The 17,951-nt window shown below is 41.2% G+C and carries 12 protein-coding genes, 1 pseudogene and 1 CRISPR repeat array; of the genes and pseudogenes, 6 read left to right on the forward strand and 7 right to left on the reverse strand.

Going from position 1 to position 17,951, the window contains the following annotated elements; genetic code table 11:
• Positions 1–1,434: serine/threonine protein kinase (locus AACX33_RS00460; RefSeq protein WP_227789365.1), on the reverse strand; the 1,434-nt coding region annotated here is incomplete at its 3' end.
• A gap of 725 nt (positions 1,435–2,159) precedes the next feature.
• On the opposite strand from AACX33_RS00460, the gene AACX33_RS00465 reads away from it, so the two are divergent.
• On the forward strand, positions 2,160–4,826 hold the full coding sequence (locus AACX33_RS00465; protein WP_194003486.1) for a zinc-dependent metalloprotease: 2,667 nt from the start codon (positions 2,160–2,162) through the stop codon (positions 4,824–4,826).
• Positions 4,808–4,972: pseudogene (locus tag AACX33_RS26435) on the forward strand (CRISPR-associated endoribonuclease Cas6); the annotation flags it as partial. The gene AACX33_RS00465 and the pseudogene AACX33_RS26435, both read left to right, overlap by 19 nt.
• A gap of 244 nt (positions 4,973–5,216) precedes the next feature.
• Positions 5,217–5,846: direct repeats of the CRISPR family, unit length 38 nt; unit sequence CTTTCCGCTAAACTAATCCCCGCAAGGGGACTGAAACA.
• Between the two features lie 226 nt (positions 5,847–6,072).
• Here AACX33_RS26435 and AACX33_RS00470 read toward each other — a convergent pair.
• From AACX33_RS00470 to AACX33_RS00480, 3 genes are all read right to left on the reverse strand, one after another.
• Positions 6,073–6,570: a DUF427 domain-containing protein gene (locus tag AACX33_RS00470; RefSeq protein ID WP_194003488.1), complete on the reverse strand. Its 498-nt coding sequence runs from the start codon at positions 6,568–6,570 to the stop codon at positions 6,073–6,075.
• Between the two features lie 426 nt (positions 6,571–6,996).
• Positions 6,997–7,320 (reverse strand): hypothetical protein, encoded by a 324-nt coding sequence (locus tag AACX33_RS00475; RefSeq protein ID WP_194003490.1) that lies wholly within the window; start codon positions 7,318–7,320, stop codon positions 6,997–6,999.
• 506 nt (positions 7,321–7,826) lie between these two features.
• Entirely contained in the window at positions 7,827–9,044 is a 1,218-nt protein-coding gene (locus tag AACX33_RS00480) for a TetR/AcrR family transcriptional regulator (protein ID WP_194003492.1), read from the reverse strand.
• Between the two features lie 186 nt (positions 9,045–9,230).
• On the opposite strand from AACX33_RS00480, the gene AACX33_RS00485 reads away from it, so the two are divergent.
• Positions 9,231–10,088, forward strand: a complete 858-nt coding sequence (locus tag AACX33_RS00485; protein ID WP_194003494.1) for an acyl-CoA desaturase — start codon at positions 9,231–9,233, stop codon at positions 10,086–10,088.
• 215 nt (positions 10,089–10,303) lie between these two features.
• On the opposite strand, the gene AACX33_RS00490 is transcribed toward AACX33_RS00485, so the two are convergent.
• Together AACX33_RS00490 and AACX33_RS00495 are read right to left on the reverse strand one after the other, a co-directional pair.
• Positions 10,304–11,521: an FAD-dependent oxidoreductase gene (locus AACX33_RS00490; protein WP_194003496.1), complete on the reverse strand. Its 1,218-nt coding sequence runs from the start codon at positions 11,519–11,521 to the stop codon at positions 10,304–10,306.
• 77 nt (positions 11,522–11,598) lie between these two features.
• Complete coding sequence (locus tag AACX33_RS00495) at positions 11,599–13,134, reverse strand: phytoene desaturase family protein (protein WP_194003498.1); 1,536 nt, start codon at positions 13,132–13,134, stop codon at positions 11,599–11,601.
• 102 nt (positions 13,135–13,236) lie between these two features.
• Here AACX33_RS00495 and AACX33_RS00500 point away from each other — a divergent pair, with 102 nt between their 5' ends.
• Both AACX33_RS00500 and AACX33_RS00505 read left to right on the forward strand, forming a co-directional pair.
• The gene (locus AACX33_RS00500) at positions 13,237–14,157 is read left to right on the forward strand and encodes a ribonuclease D (RefSeq protein ID WP_194003500.1); all 921 of its coding nucleotides are present in this window, start codon (positions 13,237–13,239) and stop codon (positions 14,155–14,157) included.
• Positions 14,158–14,755: 598 nt separating this feature from the next.
• Entirely contained in the window at positions 14,756–15,598 is an 843-nt protein-coding gene (locus AACX33_RS00505) for a tetratricopeptide repeat protein (protein WP_194003502.1), read from the forward strand.
• Between the two features lie 54 nt (positions 15,599–15,652).
• On the opposite strand, the gene AACX33_RS00510 is transcribed toward AACX33_RS00505, so the two are convergent.
• Positions 15,653–15,997: a hypothetical protein gene (locus AACX33_RS00510; RefSeq protein WP_194003504.1), complete on the reverse strand. Its 345-nt coding sequence runs from the start codon at positions 15,995–15,997 to the stop codon at positions 15,653–15,655.
• Positions 15,998–16,303: 306 nt separating this feature from the next.
• Here AACX33_RS00510 and AACX33_RS00515 point away from each other — a divergent pair, with 306 nt between their 5' ends.
• Positions 16,304–17,140, forward strand: coding sequence for a DMT family transporter (locus AACX33_RS00515; RefSeq protein WP_339405879.1), 837 nt, complete (start codon positions 16,304–16,306; stop codon positions 17,138–17,140).
• Positions 17,141–17,951: the final 811 nt, after the last annotated feature.

The raw sequence follows: 17,951 nt of genomic DNA on the forward strand, positions 1-17,951 counted from the left end.
CCCATTGGCAGCGCTCCCAGCCCCTATCAAAGCCCCTATCACCGCCCCAAACACCCCCACACTCGCAGCCACACTCGCAGCCCTACTCGTAGCTCTACTCGCAGCGCTCCCAACCCCAACCAAAGCCCCAATTACAGCCCCAATTACAGCCCCAACTACAGCCCTAACTACAGCCCTAATTACAGTCTCAGACCCACCAATAGTTATAGCCCAAGAGAATAATATAGAGACAACAGCACAAGCTAAGAATATGTAAATAAGATAAGCTTTTCGGCTTTCAATCGGCAGAGGAGCCGTCTGTACTTGCACAGTTAAACAGTAAACTTCTGGATCAGCATTAGTACGTAATAGCAACTGACGTTGATACAACTTATCACTCATTAACTTGCTAGTATTTAACAAGACAGTACACACAGTATCATTGCGGCTAACCAGAGCGGGTTCTACAACAATCCAAGGGTGAGAATCTGGCGTATGAGGAGGGTCTTGGGGATGGGGCGCGACTTCCCATTTCCCTTCGAGCATCGTACCAGACATGGTGTTGACAACCTGAATAGATTGTTTGAGCTTTTCACCTAACGTACTTGCGTGAAACACTAATATCGATTGACTCAATTTTACTTCTGGTACACGCACCACATCCAGAGGTTTTAACGCATCTAAAGCTGTTTGTGCATTAGCAAAACGTTCCTTGAGTCGAGGTTTGACCATCAACTCCAACCAGTTGAGAAAGCGCGGACTTAACTGAGGTAATAAATGACGGAAATTAATCACATAAGGGTCATCATCATCTGCTAAATCTGGCATCTGCATTGATTTTGTCCCAGTTAGCAGACAAATCAGCGTTGCACCCAAACCATACAGGTCAGAGCCTACTGTTGGCTTACGTATTTGTTCGGGGGGAATAAAACCAGGCGTACCATTAAATACACTGCTAGCAGCTAGTTCCTGGCTCCCAATGCGACTCATGCCAAAGTCAATCAGATAAACATTGATTTGCTCATCTACCAAGATATTTTCTGGTTTAATGTCTCGATGGATGACCGCAGGAATCCGATTTTGCAAATAAACTAAAATTTCTAGGGCTTTGACGGCTATTTGTTTAATTTCTTCTGGTTCAAAGCTGCGTTGAATTGCTAAATTCGGGGCGTTTTTGTATTCTTGGATTAAACAAAAGCCATCCGGTGTTTCCAATGCACCCAAATATTTGGGAATACCTGGGTGATTGAGTCCTCGTAGGACTTGAATTTCTCGCTCATGTTCTTTGTAAGCTGACCAATTTGAAGCAACTTGAGCAAAACAGAACTGCTTGACTACCACCTGTTGACTTGTATTTAAGTCTGTCGCTAACCATGCAATTCTTCCCCCTTCCCGATTCCGTCCCAGTTCGCTGATGACCTGATAGCCTTGTGGGGAAAAGTCTGGATAGCTCATAGCTTAATTGCACAAAGAATATATATATATATCCCACATTCCGCACCTTCAACTGTCACAAGCTGTAATTACTGAAAGAAAAATGTAAACAAAGAATAAAATTAGACATTTGTAGGGAGAAAAGATTTTGAGCAGTCATTAATCTGACAAAATGGCATCAGAATGTATTGTCTTTCTCAAAAATCTATTGCAACATTTTAGCCTTGCCACGCCAGTAGGGTGTGTTAGCGGTAGCGTAACGCACCAAAGCCTTAATAATGGTGCGTTACGGACTTCATCCTAACGCACCCTACAATACTTAATTTTTTGGCGTTGCTGATTTCAAATATGAATTAGTCTCACGCAAAGGCGCATTCGGCGAAGCCGTTCCCGAAGGGTAGGCGCAAAGGTAGGAAGAAAAATTAAGGTGATTTTGGCATTTCAGACTTTAGTTCAGCAACGCCAATTTTTTCGTCAATCAAACCGGATTCCTATATTTGCCAAAGTGGGATGATCGCTGTTAGTTAAAAGTAGTATTAAATACATTTAATATTTAAAATACATATACAATCAAAAAACATCTATCTCAAGACATAAATATTGCTATGTGATGAATTTTATCTGAATCAATGAAAAATTACCCTGAAGCTGTAAATTGAGCAAGTTGTAGGCACACAGTAATATTCCCGAAGACAGATACAGAGATGGTTCTCGATATCAGCACTGCTGGAGAGAAAAACTAAAGGATGAAAAACTGGATCACGAAATTAGTAATCTGCATAATCTTAGTGTACAATTTGCTACACAATTTTAATTACGCAGCAGCTAGCCAACTTGACTCTCCTGATATGCAGCAATTAACTTTACTCCCAGAAGTTGAGAACTTTGGGAACAATAGAAAGGAAGATTGGCCCCGATTTCGTGAAGTAATTAAAGCCACTGATAAATTAGCAGGACTGTTTACACTATATTCCAGTCAGGAATCAGGACAAATTTACTGGGAAATTACACCAGAGCAACTGAATAAAAATTACCTGGCGACAGTGACATTAGAATCGGGTATTGGGGAAAGTGGGCTTTATAGTGGCTTACCACTTTCTGACTTCCTCTTCTACTTGCGGCGAGTTAATAATAATTTACACTTTGTGGTGCGGAATGTGAAATTTCGTGCAGAACCAAATGAACCAGAAAAGCGATCGCTAACTCGTTCATTTAGCGACTCGGTTCTGTATGCACTGCCAATAGAAAGTATTGATTCATACAGTAAAAATATTTTAATTAATCTAGATCATCTGTTAATGCAGGATTTTCCCGGATTAACCCCCTTATTAAAATACTCCTTACAGGCTGATTATCGCCTAGAACAAAGCAAGTCATATTTTGGTGCTATCAATAGTTTTCCAGAGAATCTAGAAATTGATGCATTTTACGGGTTTTCCTCACCAGATGGAGCCAATTTAATTACCTTACCTGATAGCAGAGGGTTGACTCTGCAAGTACACTACAGCTTTTCCCAACTCAGCGAAAATAACGGTTATATTCCTAGACTTGCCGACGACAGAGTAGGATATTTTATTACGGCTTTCCAAAATTTTGCTGATCATCACGACTACAAACCATTTGTACGTTACATCAATCGTTGGCATCTAGAACCATCCGCTCCTGATGCACCCATATCTCCACCGAAAAAGCCGATTGTGTTTTGGATTGAAAATGCTGTCCCTGTATCATACCGTGAGGCAATTCGTGAAGGCATTTTAATGTGGAACAAAGCATTTGCTAAAGCTGGATTCCAAAATGCCATTGAAGTCCGGCAAATGCCAGATGATGCTGATTGGCAACCCGCAGATATCCGTTACAATACTATTCGCTGGTTCAATTCTCTGGATGCAGGTTTTGCTAGAGGGCCTGTGCGCGTCAACCCATTTACTGGGGAAATATTGGACGCAGATATTATCGTAGATGCCAATATGGTGCGCTCAATTCAGCACGAATATCGCGCATTGATGGCAGCAAATACATCCCTGGGTAAAAACCAATGTTCAGGTAATATACCTGCAATGGGGTTAGACAGAACAGGATTATCGGATGATGTCTGCTATGGGATGGAGTCTTCAGAGCAAGCAGCGATGGGGGCGCTAGTGTTATCAATTTTGCAAAAAACTACACCGAGTAGTGAAGCCATGCAGGATTATGTGCATCAATATTTACGTTCTTTAATCGCTCACGAAGTCGGGCATACTCTCGGTTTACGCCATAACTTTCAGGGTAGCACCATGTTAGCTCCTGAAGATTTAAATAATCCCGAAATCACTCATAGCAAAGGTTTAGTCGGTTCGGTGATGGATTATCTCCCTGTGAATATAGCGCCACCAGGAATTGTGCAAGGTGACTATTTTCCAGGGATTGTTGGCCCTTACGATGAATGGGCGATTGTTTATGGTTATAAAACTAATGTTCACCCAGAAGCCGAAACAAGTTTTTTAGAAGAGATTGCTTTAGCATCGCCTCAAGCTGAATTATCTTACGCCACTGATGAAGATATTTGGGATATTAATCCTTTGGCAAATCTGTGGGATATGAGTAGCGATGTCCTATTGTATTCTCAGGGGCAAATGGATAATGCTCGTGTAATGTGGCAGCGTCTTGATAAGGGTTATTTATCTCTAGGAGAAAGCTATAGTAACCTACGGTTTTTATTTAACCAAATCCTGAAATATTATTTTCGGAACGCGACCTTATTGCCTCGATATATTGGTGGACAATCATTTCAGCGTCTCCATGTGAGTGATGATCCTGACTGGGCATTTGTACCAGTTTCGCTGCTCAAACAACGTCAAGTATTGGCAAAATTACAAGAGTATGTTTTTGCTGAGGATGTTTTCAATTTTTCACCACCATTACTGAATCAGTTAGCACCGTCGCGTTGGCAACACTGGGGTAATTCTGTACCCTATAACCGCCTTGATTATCCGATTCACGAAACAATTCTCAGGTTCCAAAGTGAAATATTGCGATCGCTGTTGGATGGCGATCGCTTAAATCGGTTACGAGATATAGAATTAAAATCTCCGCATGGAGAAGCGCTTTCTATCCCCGAATTGTTTGACACTCTGCAACAAGGTATCTGGACAGAAGTGTTAGCCCCAGAGGAACCACAGACAATTTCCAGTATCCGCCGTTCTTTGCAACAAGAACACTTAAATATTTTGCTAGAAATCATATTGCATCCTACAGACACACCCGAAGATGGTCGGACAATAGCTTGGTATAAATTGTGCGAACTGCAAAAAGCTATTGATATCAGCCTGAAAGAATTTGGTGAAAAACTGGATATCTATACCATAGCTCACTTGCAATTTGCGAGCGATCGCGTCAGCGCTGCTGCAAAGCAGATCGCACTGAGAAAATAGCGGCAACTTGGGCTACAATTTTAGGACGGCGGGAAATGGGAGAATCTCTCAAGGCGATCGCCAATGATTTAGAAATGCCTGTTGCTACAGTTAGAATTTACACAAAATTGGCTAGGCGATCGCTAAACCATTCAAATGCAAAGTAATATATCTCGACAAGAGCAAACAATCATCTTATGATGATGTCATCAGCTTAAATTTTGGCAGACCTATAGTGAGGTCAAAAACCCTGGGGGGTTTGCCAAATCGCCAGAACCTTGAAAAATCAATAGTTACAGAGTTTCATAAGTTTCAGTTGCGAATTTCGCGAAGCCTGAAATAGGGTTTCTAGATCAGCTTTGCCAAAATCGCCTCCAGAATCCACTGGTAGACTATGTTTCAGATGGCGGACTTTCCGCTAAACTAATCCCCGCAAGGGGACTGAAACCTTGGTCGCGTGTCGCTTTGTTTCAGGCAATGGAAACTTTCCGCTAAACTAATCCCCGCAAGGGGACTGAAACTGTAGAAAAATATGGGCGAGAAGCCAAAATACTCAGAACTTTCCGCTAAACTAATCCCCGCAAGGGGACTGAAACATCAAGGCAACCGGACCAGTGTGGCGATCGCTCACCACTTTCCGCTAAACTAATCCCCGCAAGGGGACTGAAACGTTCTAGTACAAATTTATCGGTGAAAATCCATTCTAGACTTTCCGCTAAACTAATCCCCGCAAGGGGACTGAAACATCTGTAAGCATTAAGTGAATAAATGAAATTTCTGCCTTTCCGCTAAACTAATCCCCGCAAGGGGACTGAAACACTTTAAGCTGACCGTTCCATAAGACGTGTTCAGCTTTCCGCTAAACTAATCCCCGCAAGGGGACTGAAACATAAACTTCTTCAAATCTTTGCTACAAAATCCATAAGTCTTTCCGCTAAACTAATCCCCGCAAGGGGACTGAAACAAATCAGGTAAGGTCACTTTTAGAGAAGATTTTTTAAACCTTTCCGCTAAACTAATCCCCGCAAGGGGACTAAAACATTTCTGGCAGGTAGTAGAAAATCAATCAAGCCGAATTATAAAGTTTTTAGGAATAGTTTGCAATAAGCAAGAATATAAACAAAGCGACGGGTTAAAAACCATATCGCCTTGCTCTCATCACTCCAAAATCCCAATCACCGCAGCCAGAACAGCCGCAGCGTGATTACCTGTTGGGAAGAATATCCGCTTGCGCCACTGGATGATCTCAGTGAAACTTTTAAGCACTTTACCATCCCCAAGTGCCAGGACTACCCTTAAACGGCCCAACAATATCATTGGTAACCCAACCACCGTAAAAGTTACCTGGTTGCGGTTGTACTTTTTCGCCATCGACGTAGCAACCATCCATAAGATGGGCATAAAATGCTACATAATCTTTAATAGTTGCAAAAGCTGGTGTAGGGTCGGGATAGAACCAAGCCGCATTCTGTGCTTCTTTATCACCAACGCGGATGGTGTAGTAACCAGCAGAGCCTTTCCATTCACAAAAGCTGGATTTTGGCATCCGTACTAGGTGTTCCATTTTGATGTCAGCAGGGGGAATGTAGTAACCCGGTGGATGGCTGGTTTCTAAAACCCGTTTGGCGTTGTGAGTGTCTGCAATTGTTACTCCATTAAAGAGGATTTGAATATGTTTGCTTGTGTCTTCTAGGCGAGGGGGACGAGGGTAATCCCAAACTGATTCTTGTCCGGGAGCAGGGTTAATGGGTTGGGGAGACACCATGATCAATAAAGATTAAAATTTTATTTTAATCAAGGAACGGCCTTGGCGCTAGCCTCTCCCTTTGGGAGAAGAAGCCTAAAGCCTTCGGCATAGCTTCGCTTACCGCGTAGCGTCTTTGTCAACAGAAGAGAAGAACGCCAAGTCAGAGAGGCTTGTAGTGAGGACTCACCGAAGAACCTCACCCCCCAGCCCCTCTCCTTAGTAAGGAGACTACGGTGTACACACAAATCTTGCCTGTCTGCGTTTGAGCCTGTTTAGCCCCCTAAATCCCCCAAGTTTGGGGGACTTTGAAAATTCTTGTTCCCCCAGAATTGGGGGTTAGGGGGCGATTGGATCACTTGTGTGTACACGGTAGTTAGTAAGGAGAAGGGAGATTTTGACAAATTACTCTCAATTTATGCAATAATTCAACTTTTTTAGAGATATTTATTTTTTGATGGACAACTCTTTTTGTTGGTTAAATCTCGCCAAGTATTCATTGCGAGTTCCATCTAATCGGTAGTGGTCGCAAATTTGACAGAGTTTTAAAATATCTAATCTGCTGAATACTTTTTGATGCTCAATTTGGTTGTCATTCCTCCACCGCCAGAAAGTTGTCCGATCAATGCGCCGATTGCTATCTGGCCATCTGCGTTGGGATAAAAACTCTATCAATTCATCCTCATGAAGCGAATAATCTTTTGGTAATTTCATAAGTTTTACTCTTAATTCTGTTAGCGGTATAAGTGGATCTAGCTTCGAGAGTTTCATGCCAGCAAGCTCTGCTATTTTTATATGAGTCCAATTATGTGGAATGCTTTATGCACCAGAGTTTCAAAGTTTTAGATTGTACTGTAACTCTGTGAATTTAATAGCGAATTAAAATATGAGATGATTTAAATGAATGTATATATGTATTATTTTTAACTTTTCATACCTCAATTCGCTCAATAAATACTATAGGGTTACATTATTTATTTACAGAGAATAAACTGATTAATATGCAAGTGCAACCCATATGCAACAGATTTAGTATTCAATATTGGTGATGATCTGATCAATATGAATTGTCGAGTTTATCGAGATATCAATAAATTAATCACAGCAAAATTATCGATTATATCAAAATAAATGACTTTGTTTCATGGGGTTTGATAAGTAGTGAGATTGATTATAGATATTCATAGCCAAAGTGATCATGTTGTAAACATCACAACCAAGGAATAAAAATTACCAAAGTATCAGCTAATAGATAGATTAATCAGTAGGCGGTGACACTATATAGGCTTATGATCTAAACGAGTTGCTTGCTCTAGGGCGGCTTTTTCTTTGGCTCTTTTGGCATAGGATTGTAATTGGGTGCGATCGCAACCTGTGAGAATAGTCAGGTTTTCCCAGCTCATTCCCCGCATTAACATTTCGACACACCAGGTATGTTGGGTTTGTGCGATCGCAGGTGGTTGTCCTTGAGGCGTTAACAATCCCTCGGTCCATACTTGCCAATGTTGACATAAATCTGATTCTGTCATAGCTTGACCCGTTTCATTGACAAACATCGCAGGTTGATGATCTTTACGACTTTTCAGCCATTTGATTAAAGGGTTATTGCTGTAAGAACCATAGCGTTTACCGAGAATCCACTGATTAACAGGGACTTGGCGGCGCAATTCTGGGGTAGTAATTTGGAGGAAATGTCCAGAATTATCACAGATTTGGTGATTTTGCTGCAAACTGACAATTTCTCTCCCAGATAAGCCCGCACCAAATAACACATAAGCCAAAGCATAATCTTGTGTTCCCAACTTTCGAGCTTGTTGCAAAATTTGGTGAACTAAACCCACTGGTAAATCAGCTACTTCCTGCACATTTTCCCGAACTGTGACTGCTGTTCCCGAAGATGACATCGCACCGTGTAAAAATAACTCGACTAAATTCTCCAGAAAATCATCCCGATCCACCCAAAGCTCATTAAATTCACTGGTAAATTCAATTACCGCATACCCCAGGATCATCACATTCAGCAAACTAGCTAATTTTTCTGCGGGGAGATAGGTATTTAAATCTCCTTGCTGAATAACAGTCGCTAAATACTCGGCTACATAGCGGTTGGCTTCAGTTAAACCACGTCCTAAAGCACGGCGATTTTCCGTGGGGTACTGGTTAGCTTCACCCACCACAGACCGAACTAACTCCGGTATTCTTTCTAAAGCATATAAGCTGTCACTTGCATAATCTTTGAGGGCTTGGTAGATGTCACCAGGAGGAGTAGCCCTTTGCACCAGCGACTCGCCTAAATTCTTGAAAGCTGCGGATTCTTCCAGCACAGACAATAACAGCCCATGCTTGTTCCCAAAATTTCGGAATAACGTGACTTCGTTGACTTCAGCTTTTTCAGCGATTTGGCGGGTTGTGGTGGCGCTGACTCCCTGAGCTGTAAATAATTCCAGTGCTGATTGAATCAGACGTTGACGTGCTGAAATTGGTTGGTATGTCATAAGGAATAATGCAAGTGGTACTTGCATGAAAGTTACAGGTCTGTTAGCATAACAAATGTAAGTGATACTTGCTTTTCTTTACTGTAACTAAACTGTAACTAACTGCTTGTGCAGAGTGGGCAAAATCCTACTGGGGTTGCACCAAGAAATAGCAAATCGCTTGATCATCCATCAACAGGAATTTTTATGACTGCGAAGTTTCTGGCGTTCACTCCTGATGTAGGAAATTCACCTCGTCTTCGGTGGGTGAACGTGGTATTTTTTGCTGCATTTCATGCCTTAGCTCTCCTAGCTCCTTGGTTCTTCTCTTGGCCAGCATTAGGTTTGCTGGTGTTTCTCCACTGGTTATTCGGGAGTATCGGCATTTGTCTAGGATATCATCGACTGTTGAGCCATAAAAGTTTTCAAGTCCCTAAGTGGTTAGAATATGCGATCGCCACTATCGGAGCGCTGGCTCTACAAGGAGGTCCGATTTTCTGGGTTGGTGGACACCGCCAGCATCACGCCCACACAGAAGATATCAACCTAGACCCATATTCTGCCCAGCGAGGATTTTGGTGGAGCCATATGCTGTGGATTTTTTACCCACGGTCTGAATTTTTTGATTATGACGTTTATCAAAAATATGCGCCTGATTTAGCAAGACAACCTTTCTATCGCTGGCTGGATCGCTACTTCCTCCTCTTGCAAATTCCCTTGGGGTTGCTGCTGTATGTCTTAGGTGGTTGGTCTTTTGTTATTTACGGCACATTTTTGCGGTCAGTCTTACTATGGCATTCCACCTGGTTTGTCAACTCAGCCTCACACCTTTGGGGTTATCGTACCTTTGATGCCGATGATGGCGCACGTAACCTTTGGTGGGTATCGCTGGTAACTTATGGAGAAGGATGGCACAATAACCATCACACTTATCCTCATATGGCCAAATCTGGATTGTCTTGGTGGGAGATTGATATGACTTGGTGGAGTATTAAACTCTTGCAGACTCTGGGTTTAGCCAAAAAAGTAGTTTCTGTTCCCCCTCATAGCGCCACGCTAAAATAGATTGCCCCCAAAATCTTACCAAAGAATCAACAACCGGGAAACCACGGATGCAACTGTGGGGAATGAGTTACAAATTTTTCATGCCGACTGCTGATCATGCCGTCGGCTTGCTCAACAATTTGCCTAGTATCTCAGCTGATAATCTGCCGAATGGGAGAGTCGTAATTTGTTTCACGCAGAGGCGCAGAGTCGCAGAGAGTAAGAGTTGAGAATGTTTAATGATGAATTAATTCCGCAACTCGCATTGCAGATGTGATAGCTCCTTCATGCAATCCGTCTCCCAGGTAGGCTCCCGCATGGTAAGTATTGTTTTCACCGTTGGTAGTGATAATTTCGTTTCTGTATTTGAAGGAATCCACTGTGTACAAGGGTGTGTGGTGTGATTGTATGTGCAGAATTTTATCCTCAGCGATGAGATTATCCAGGTGAAAGGCCAAGCTGTATTCAGGAGGTGATGATATTCCGCAGAGATGGTTGAGGTAAGCATTATATCCCCATCCTTGTGCTGTTTGGAAAAAATCAAATTCCCCAGCTTGTTTGATGCCGTGTCTGCTATATATTGAAGTATCTGTATGTATAACTGTTGTGGCTGGGTTTTTTTGCCATGCGGAAAACCGTTTAATTTCTTCGTTTGTCGGATCAGATAATAATTTCATTACCTGATCAGGTGGTGCTGCTAAAACCACTTTGTCGAAAATATGCGTCACACCATCCGCTAATCTGATTTGAACTGTGTCATTTTGTCTAATAATTCCGGCAATTTTGACATTGAGCCAAATTCTCCCCTGAAAGCGTTCTAAGATTTTTTCAATATAGGAATACACTCCGCCTTTTATCCTCACCCAGTTGACAAATATATAGTCTCGTAGTGTAGGAATTACCAGTTCTACTGGGCAATTATCAATTAATTCAAATGGCATAGAATAGCTATACATCACCAAGAGTTTTAGCCAATAATTCCGGATGCACTGGTGTGGCAAATATTGGGAAATTGGCTGATTTATCAAATTCTGTTTGGGGACAAAATGCGTTTTCATCCATAATTTACCAGCACCAGCATAGAGAGTATTCAGTTTAAAATATTCAATTAAACGCTGGATTCCTGTAAAATTTTGGTGGATCATCAACGCTGACAGCAAATGACGACCATCTTGCAAAAACAATGCTGAACCAATATTAACTGCTTCTAACTCTACTTCTAGCTCTTGCATTAATTTGAGAAAGTTGTGAAATACACAGGGAAATTCCAGCACACCACATTCTAAAATCTGATTACAGTCTGATTTATTCGGTTTAACATTTTTATTTAATGTCCGAATATGTCCACCTAAAATAGGTTCTTTTTCCAAAACTGTGACTTCATGACCATGTTTATTTAGCAGGTATGCTGTCACCATCCCGCTAGCTCCGCCTCCAATAATTGCTATTTTCATATCTCATTACCAAACGAATGAATAATCAAAAGAGGCTCAGATCCCCGACTTCTCCAAGAAGTCGGGGATCTATTTTATTAACCTTTTGGTAAAATCACATCACCTGATAATTTTTGATATAAGCTGGCTCCAGTCCAAAATGTTGGCGCAAATCCTGGATAGCCAGATGAAGCATTACAAAAGTAGAAGTTTTTGAAAGATGTCTGGTAATTCAGCCTACCAATGCCCATATTGCGCGGTGTGAGATTAGAACCATAAGAGTTTCCTTTGGGACACCAACAATATCTTTCATTGGTTGTAGGACTTCCAGTAATTTTAAAGACAAGATGGTTTCTAATATTCGGAATATAGTTCTTTTCAACGACATCTAAAATGGCATCTAAAATTTCGGCTTTTTTTTGTCTATAAGCCTTGGCATCAGTATCTTTAAGTTTTTTAAAGTAATCATAATTAGCAACAGTCAAAAACTCGATGATTTGACATCCTTCTGGACTGTCTGGCTGCTCTGTCATTAAAGATGGTGTTGTTATAGCAAAACTAGGATGAGAAAAATCATGCTTTTCATACATTTGAGCAAATGCTTCATTCAAGTTCTGATGACTAGTATGAAAGACATTCCATTTCCCAAATCCGTAGTCGCGCAAGTCAATATCTTTGACAACGCAGTAAGCCATAAAATTTGAAGGAGAATATTCATAATTAAGCTTTTGGCGGACTTTTTTCGCGAAGTTTTCCACTCCAATCATCTGAGCAGCTTTTTGCGGATCTATATTGCAGATAATATTTTCACCAGTGAATTCACGGCTTTGATGGGTGATTCTATCAATTGCTTGAACTTTAGTTACAGTTTTGTTAATGACTTCAAAATCAGTGACTTCCTGATTCAGCAGAATTTCGCCGCCATTATCCTCAATTACCTTGACTAATGAATTGATTACATGATCAAAATGCTGTACTGGGTAGAAAGCACCTTGTTGATATCCAGTAAATAAAATAACCCAAGCGTAAAAAGAAACTTGATTTGGAGGTAATAAAAAATCAGGCCATTGTAGTGCTAAGAGGGTTTGCGCTGCTTGCGGTAACTTGAATTTGTCGAACACATCTTGCAGCGTACTGTTGAGATACATGACAGCAGTGGATACTTCACCCAAATGTGCGAATATCTCCGCCGGAATCATTGGGGGTGATAACTTCTTGACTCCCTGACTGGTTTTTTGTACTTCCCAGACAAATTTACCTATCTGTTCGGCATCTTGGGGAAAAAGATCAGATAGTCGCCGGATTAACTCTGCGGGTTCAGAGGGAATATCTAATGAGTAACCAGGCATTCTCATATGATCAAAACCTTCAGGATCATATCGAGTAAAGGTGACATCTTGATCCAAGTTGAGTTTTTTCAGGACACGATTCACTGTATGTCCTTCGCCACAATCCCAAACATAATGTAATTGGGCATTGAATTTATATTTTTTTGCCATCGTAAAGGTGTGGCCAAATCCCCCCGGATGTTCATGAGCTTCCAAGATTTGCACTTTTTGACCAGATTTCGCCATCAGTGAGCCAAATACCAATGCCGATAAGCCACTACCTAAGATGAGATAATCTTTTTTCATATGTATATCAACCGCTAAAGGTATCAGCGTGGATATGCAAAATGTTAATTTGGAAAACTGTGATTAACTTCATCTTACTCAACTATCAGGAAAGATTTGCTCATGCCATACTTAAATTCTGCTAGTAATATTCGTGCCAAAGTCGCTGAATATACCAATGCCAAAACTTTGTGGATCGATACAGAAGTGGCTGATTATAAATCTCGTAATCCTAGACTGTCACTGATTCAGGTATTGGATGATCCTACAGATATGAGTGGCGATCGCGTTTTTCTTTTAGATGTGCTGGATCAGCCGGATCTGGTTGCTGACTTTATTGAGCAAATCATGATCAATCCTGATATTGAGAAAGTATTTCACAATGCCAATTATGATTTAAAGTTTCTGAGTAATAAGAAAGCGAAAAATATCACTTGCACTTTAGAAATAGCTCAGAAAATACCTTACTATATTTTGCCATTACCTAACTACCAACTGAAAACTTTAGCTACAGCACTGTGCAAATTTAATTATATTGACAAACAGGAACAAAGCAGTGATTGGGGCAGGCGACCTTTAAGTGAAGGTCAGATTGAATATGCTTACTTGGATTGTATTTATCTGGCGCAAGTACATTTACAGTTATTAGAGTTACAACTAGTAAGTAACCCAGATCCCCAAAGAGAAGATTTAACGGCACTCGATGCCAGATACACAGAATTATCAGAAAGTTGGCAGTTGTTAAAGTCGGAATTTGAGCATCTGCAAGAACGTTTCAAAAAAGCTATGCAAGCTCAAGATGTGATGGAAACCTCTGTCTGTAAGTTAACTAGTTATCAGCGGAAATCTGTAAAAGTGCCATTTACGGAATTAGTCAGACTGGTACAAAGCCAAGACGTGAGTTTAGATTTTCCCATCACACTGACACAGAAAATGCAAAAAGATTTAGGTCAAAATTTGGAGCAATTGTCTGTAGATATTGATGTAAGTACATCTTGGCGACTGTCTAGCAAAAATCAAGAAGATGATGATACGCAGGAGTAAAGCTGCTAAATAGTCAAATATTTGATTTAGATTCAGCGAATGTTGTTCGGAAAATTTAATTTTAATTAAACTTTCGCTTGACTAATACCAATTATTTGTGAGGCTGCATATTATTTCGACCCCACCCCTAACCCATCCGGTGCAAGCGAGGAGGGGAACTGGATTTCTGGTTAAATTTTATTCATGCATCTTTATATAGGACTACTATTTGATTTTTGAACAGACACGTAGGGTGTGTTAGCGGGGAGAGTACGGCACCAAAGCCTTAATAATGGTGCGTTACGGACTTCATCCTAACGCACCCTACAATACTTAATTTTTTCATAAATCAAACCGGATTCCTATATTAAATTGGTATAAGGCAATTCTGCATAAAGTATCAGGAAAAACAGAAAAACTTCATCTGGTTATCTAAAATATAATTCATATAAAAAATCTGTATTTTATCCAGGATAAATATTTGATACTTCATCCTTAATTAAGGAGGTAACCGCTCATTGAATTGAGGTTATATGAAGGTAAGAAGATTTAATTAAAAGGAACGAACTAAGTTTAGTGCTAATTGTAATCCAGGTGTAATGACGATTTAGGGTAATTTATGAAACTGCGGTTTTTTGAGCAAAAGCAGGAGAAGGTTAAAAGAATATTGACCATAGCTGTGGTTACCGCATTGAGTGCAATTACCAGCATTTCTTGTAGTCAGAACAAAGATGTATTGGTGACAGAAATAGGCGTTAGTCCTCCTAACAGTCGGATAGCGCAAAGTTCCCAAGCAGGTAATCTCTATGTTCAGGGAAAGAATCAGCACGTCAAAGGTGACTTGCAAGGGGCGATCGCTACCTATACTAAAGTGATTGATGTCGATCCGGACTATGCGGAGGCTTATAATAGCCGGGGACTGGCTTATTTTGATGCGGGGGACAAGCAAAGGGCGATCGCTGATTACAACCAAGCTCTTAATCTTTCTCCTAATGATGCCGAAGCCTACAATAATCGCGGAAATGCCCTCGCTGCTCTAGGAGATCACCAACGCGCGATCGCTGACTATAACGAAGCTATTCGTCTCTCGCCCCGCTATGCGGAGGCTTATAATAATCGGGGAAATGCTCGCGCTTCCCAAGGAGACAATAACGGGGCGCTAGATGACTTCAACCAAGCCATTAATCTCAATTCTCGATCTGCCATTGCTTACAATAATCGCGGAAATGCCCGCGCGGCTCAAGGAGACAGACAGGGTGCGATCGCCGATTACAATCAAGCCATTCGCCTCAATTCCAAGTTTGGCCCCGCCTACAATAACCGGGGAAATGCCCGTGCTGCTCAGGGAGACAGAGAGGGTGCGCTCAAGGACTTGCAACAAGCCGCAGGCATTTTTCAAGCACAAAATAACAATGACTTATATAAACAAGTGATGAACAATATTAGAGAACTGGGGCAATAGTGACACTCTATTTTAGATTTGTGTCAGAAGCGCCTCATTTCCCTATTCCCCAATTTATTTACCTAATAGAGATTCAAATTCAGCTTGTAAAGATGTGATGTCTGCCAGCCTAGCGACGAGTATATTCTCATTACCAGCATCAATTAAACGGATTTTCCAATAACGAATACTCTCGGCGTTGTTTAACCAAAACTGCACGACAGTATCTATGACTTGTTCGGTATTCCAACCCCATTTAACTGGTAATGGTTCCACAGTTTCTAATAAGGCATCTAATGTACATTTATGACTAATTAGATATTCCACACCTCGCGGCATTGGTTGGTTTACGGTCTGTTGTTGATGATTAAAAAATTGCCAAGTAGGAGATACGCCTACAATATCAAAAGTATATTTCATTCCAGTCCTCCCAATGATTAATTAGTTGTGTGGAAATGCTTGATTCGGCTGATTAATTATGGCAAAGAAACCTCTCCATCTATCTAGAAAAACTATTTATTTTTACCAATGGCATGGGAATATTCTTTTTGGGAAGATTAGCACTCACTGGATGAGAGTGCTATAATTATTTTCAGTTATTTACTGTAATCTTAAACATTTTTGAGCATTATTTAAGAGGTAAATTATATTTTTAATAATTTTTTAATAAATGGCAAAGGTGAATTAGCGGCTTTAGCTGCTGCTGGTTTGTGGGCGATCGCTTCGGTGGTATATGGCATTGTGGGACAGCATATTCCGCCGCTACGCCTAAATTTGATCAAGGGGATAGTGGCGATCGCCTTCTTAATTTTGACCATCTTCGTCACTGGGGAATCCTGGCCTATTTCTGCCCCCATGCCAATTTTGCTGCTGTGCTTAAGTGGAGTGATCGGTATTAGCTGGGGTGATACTGCTTTTTTGGGGGCGATTAATTACTTGGGCGCACGCCGGGTTTTACTTCTCAGCACCCTTGCGCCTCCCCTGACTGCGATCGCCTCGATGATTTGGCTTCAGGAAACTTTAAATATCAGTGCTTGGTGTGGAATTTTGATCACGATTTTGGGAGTTGCTTGGGTAGTTACAGAACGAGTTCCCGATAGCAGCGATGATTCCCCCGCGCACCTATGGCGAGGTATCGGCTTGGGCTTATTAGCAGCGATCGCCAATGCCATTGGCACAGTTATCTCTCGCGTAGCATTTACTACTGGCAGCATTACATCTGTGTGGGCTGCATTATTGCGCTTAGGTGCAGCCGAATTGATTCTCTTCGGGTGGATGTGCTTACCCCACCATCAGGCGCAAGCAATATCATTTCCCTACAAACAATCAGGTAAAATCATTTTTGCTACTTGCTTTGCAGCTTTTTGTGGGACTTATTTGGGCATTTGGCTACAACAAACAGCAATTAAATTCACGGCTGCGGGAATTGCTTCCACCTTGTTACAGACTAGCCCCATATTTGTCATTCCTATTGCTATCTGCATTGGTGAAAAAGTTAGTTGGCGAGCGATCGCAGGTGTAATTATTGCCATCATCGGCATTGGATTATTATTTTTTTCGTAAGTAGCCGCAGTGCTGCTTGACCTTTTTTGAATTCAAAATAGAGCCTCCGGCACGCTGCGCGAACAAAATTCAAAATGCAAAATGAAGAAGAAATAAAATTTTGGAATTGATTAATTTTGGGTACAAGCCCCCGCCAAATCAAAGATTATGGCGGTCTTCCCTACGGGACGCTACGCGAACAATTAGTGGCGAGTTCATGCTCCTACTAATTGTCTTTAATTTTGAATTAATAATTTTGAATTGGAGCGTAGCGACTTGACATTATGGCAATTTGGCAGACAAAATTCGTCTGTTACAGTTTTAATTGAGATATTAGCTGGGTCACTGAGACAAACAGCTTCGTTGTCCGAGGGATAAATTACCTCTAGTCTCAGAAATCCCACACAATTGCCAGTTGCTGATCCTCGCGCTATAGAGCGCCCCTATATGGTTGATATAGGTATTTACCGAAAAATTGGGTTGAAAGCCCCGTCGTTCTACGACTGCTTTCAATTTATGAGTGTACCAATATGCTGCTATACTCATAATAGTGGAAAGGTAATCAACCACTTAAAAAACCTAGCTGTCGAAAGACGAAGCACTGAACCTTGATAATTGAATCTATGCGGTTCTACTGCATTGTTCTAGTTTCCTCCTAGCAGTAGGTAAAAGATTCATAGGGGCTAGACGAATCAGCATTTTGAGACAATTTGTTTCAAACCAAACAGGACTTGCACTAATGCAAATAGGGTAGGGCATACCCGAATTAACGCTTGGGGAGAATCCCACCTCTGGTTTAGACGACGCAAGGACTCTAGGTTAAGTGGTTTCG

It is taken from the genome of Nodularia sp. LEGE 04288 (genome assembly GCF_963896525.1).
In the GTDB taxonomy this organism is placed as follows: Bacteria; Cyanobacteriota; Cyanobacteriia; order Cyanobacteriales; family Nostocaceae; genus Nodularia.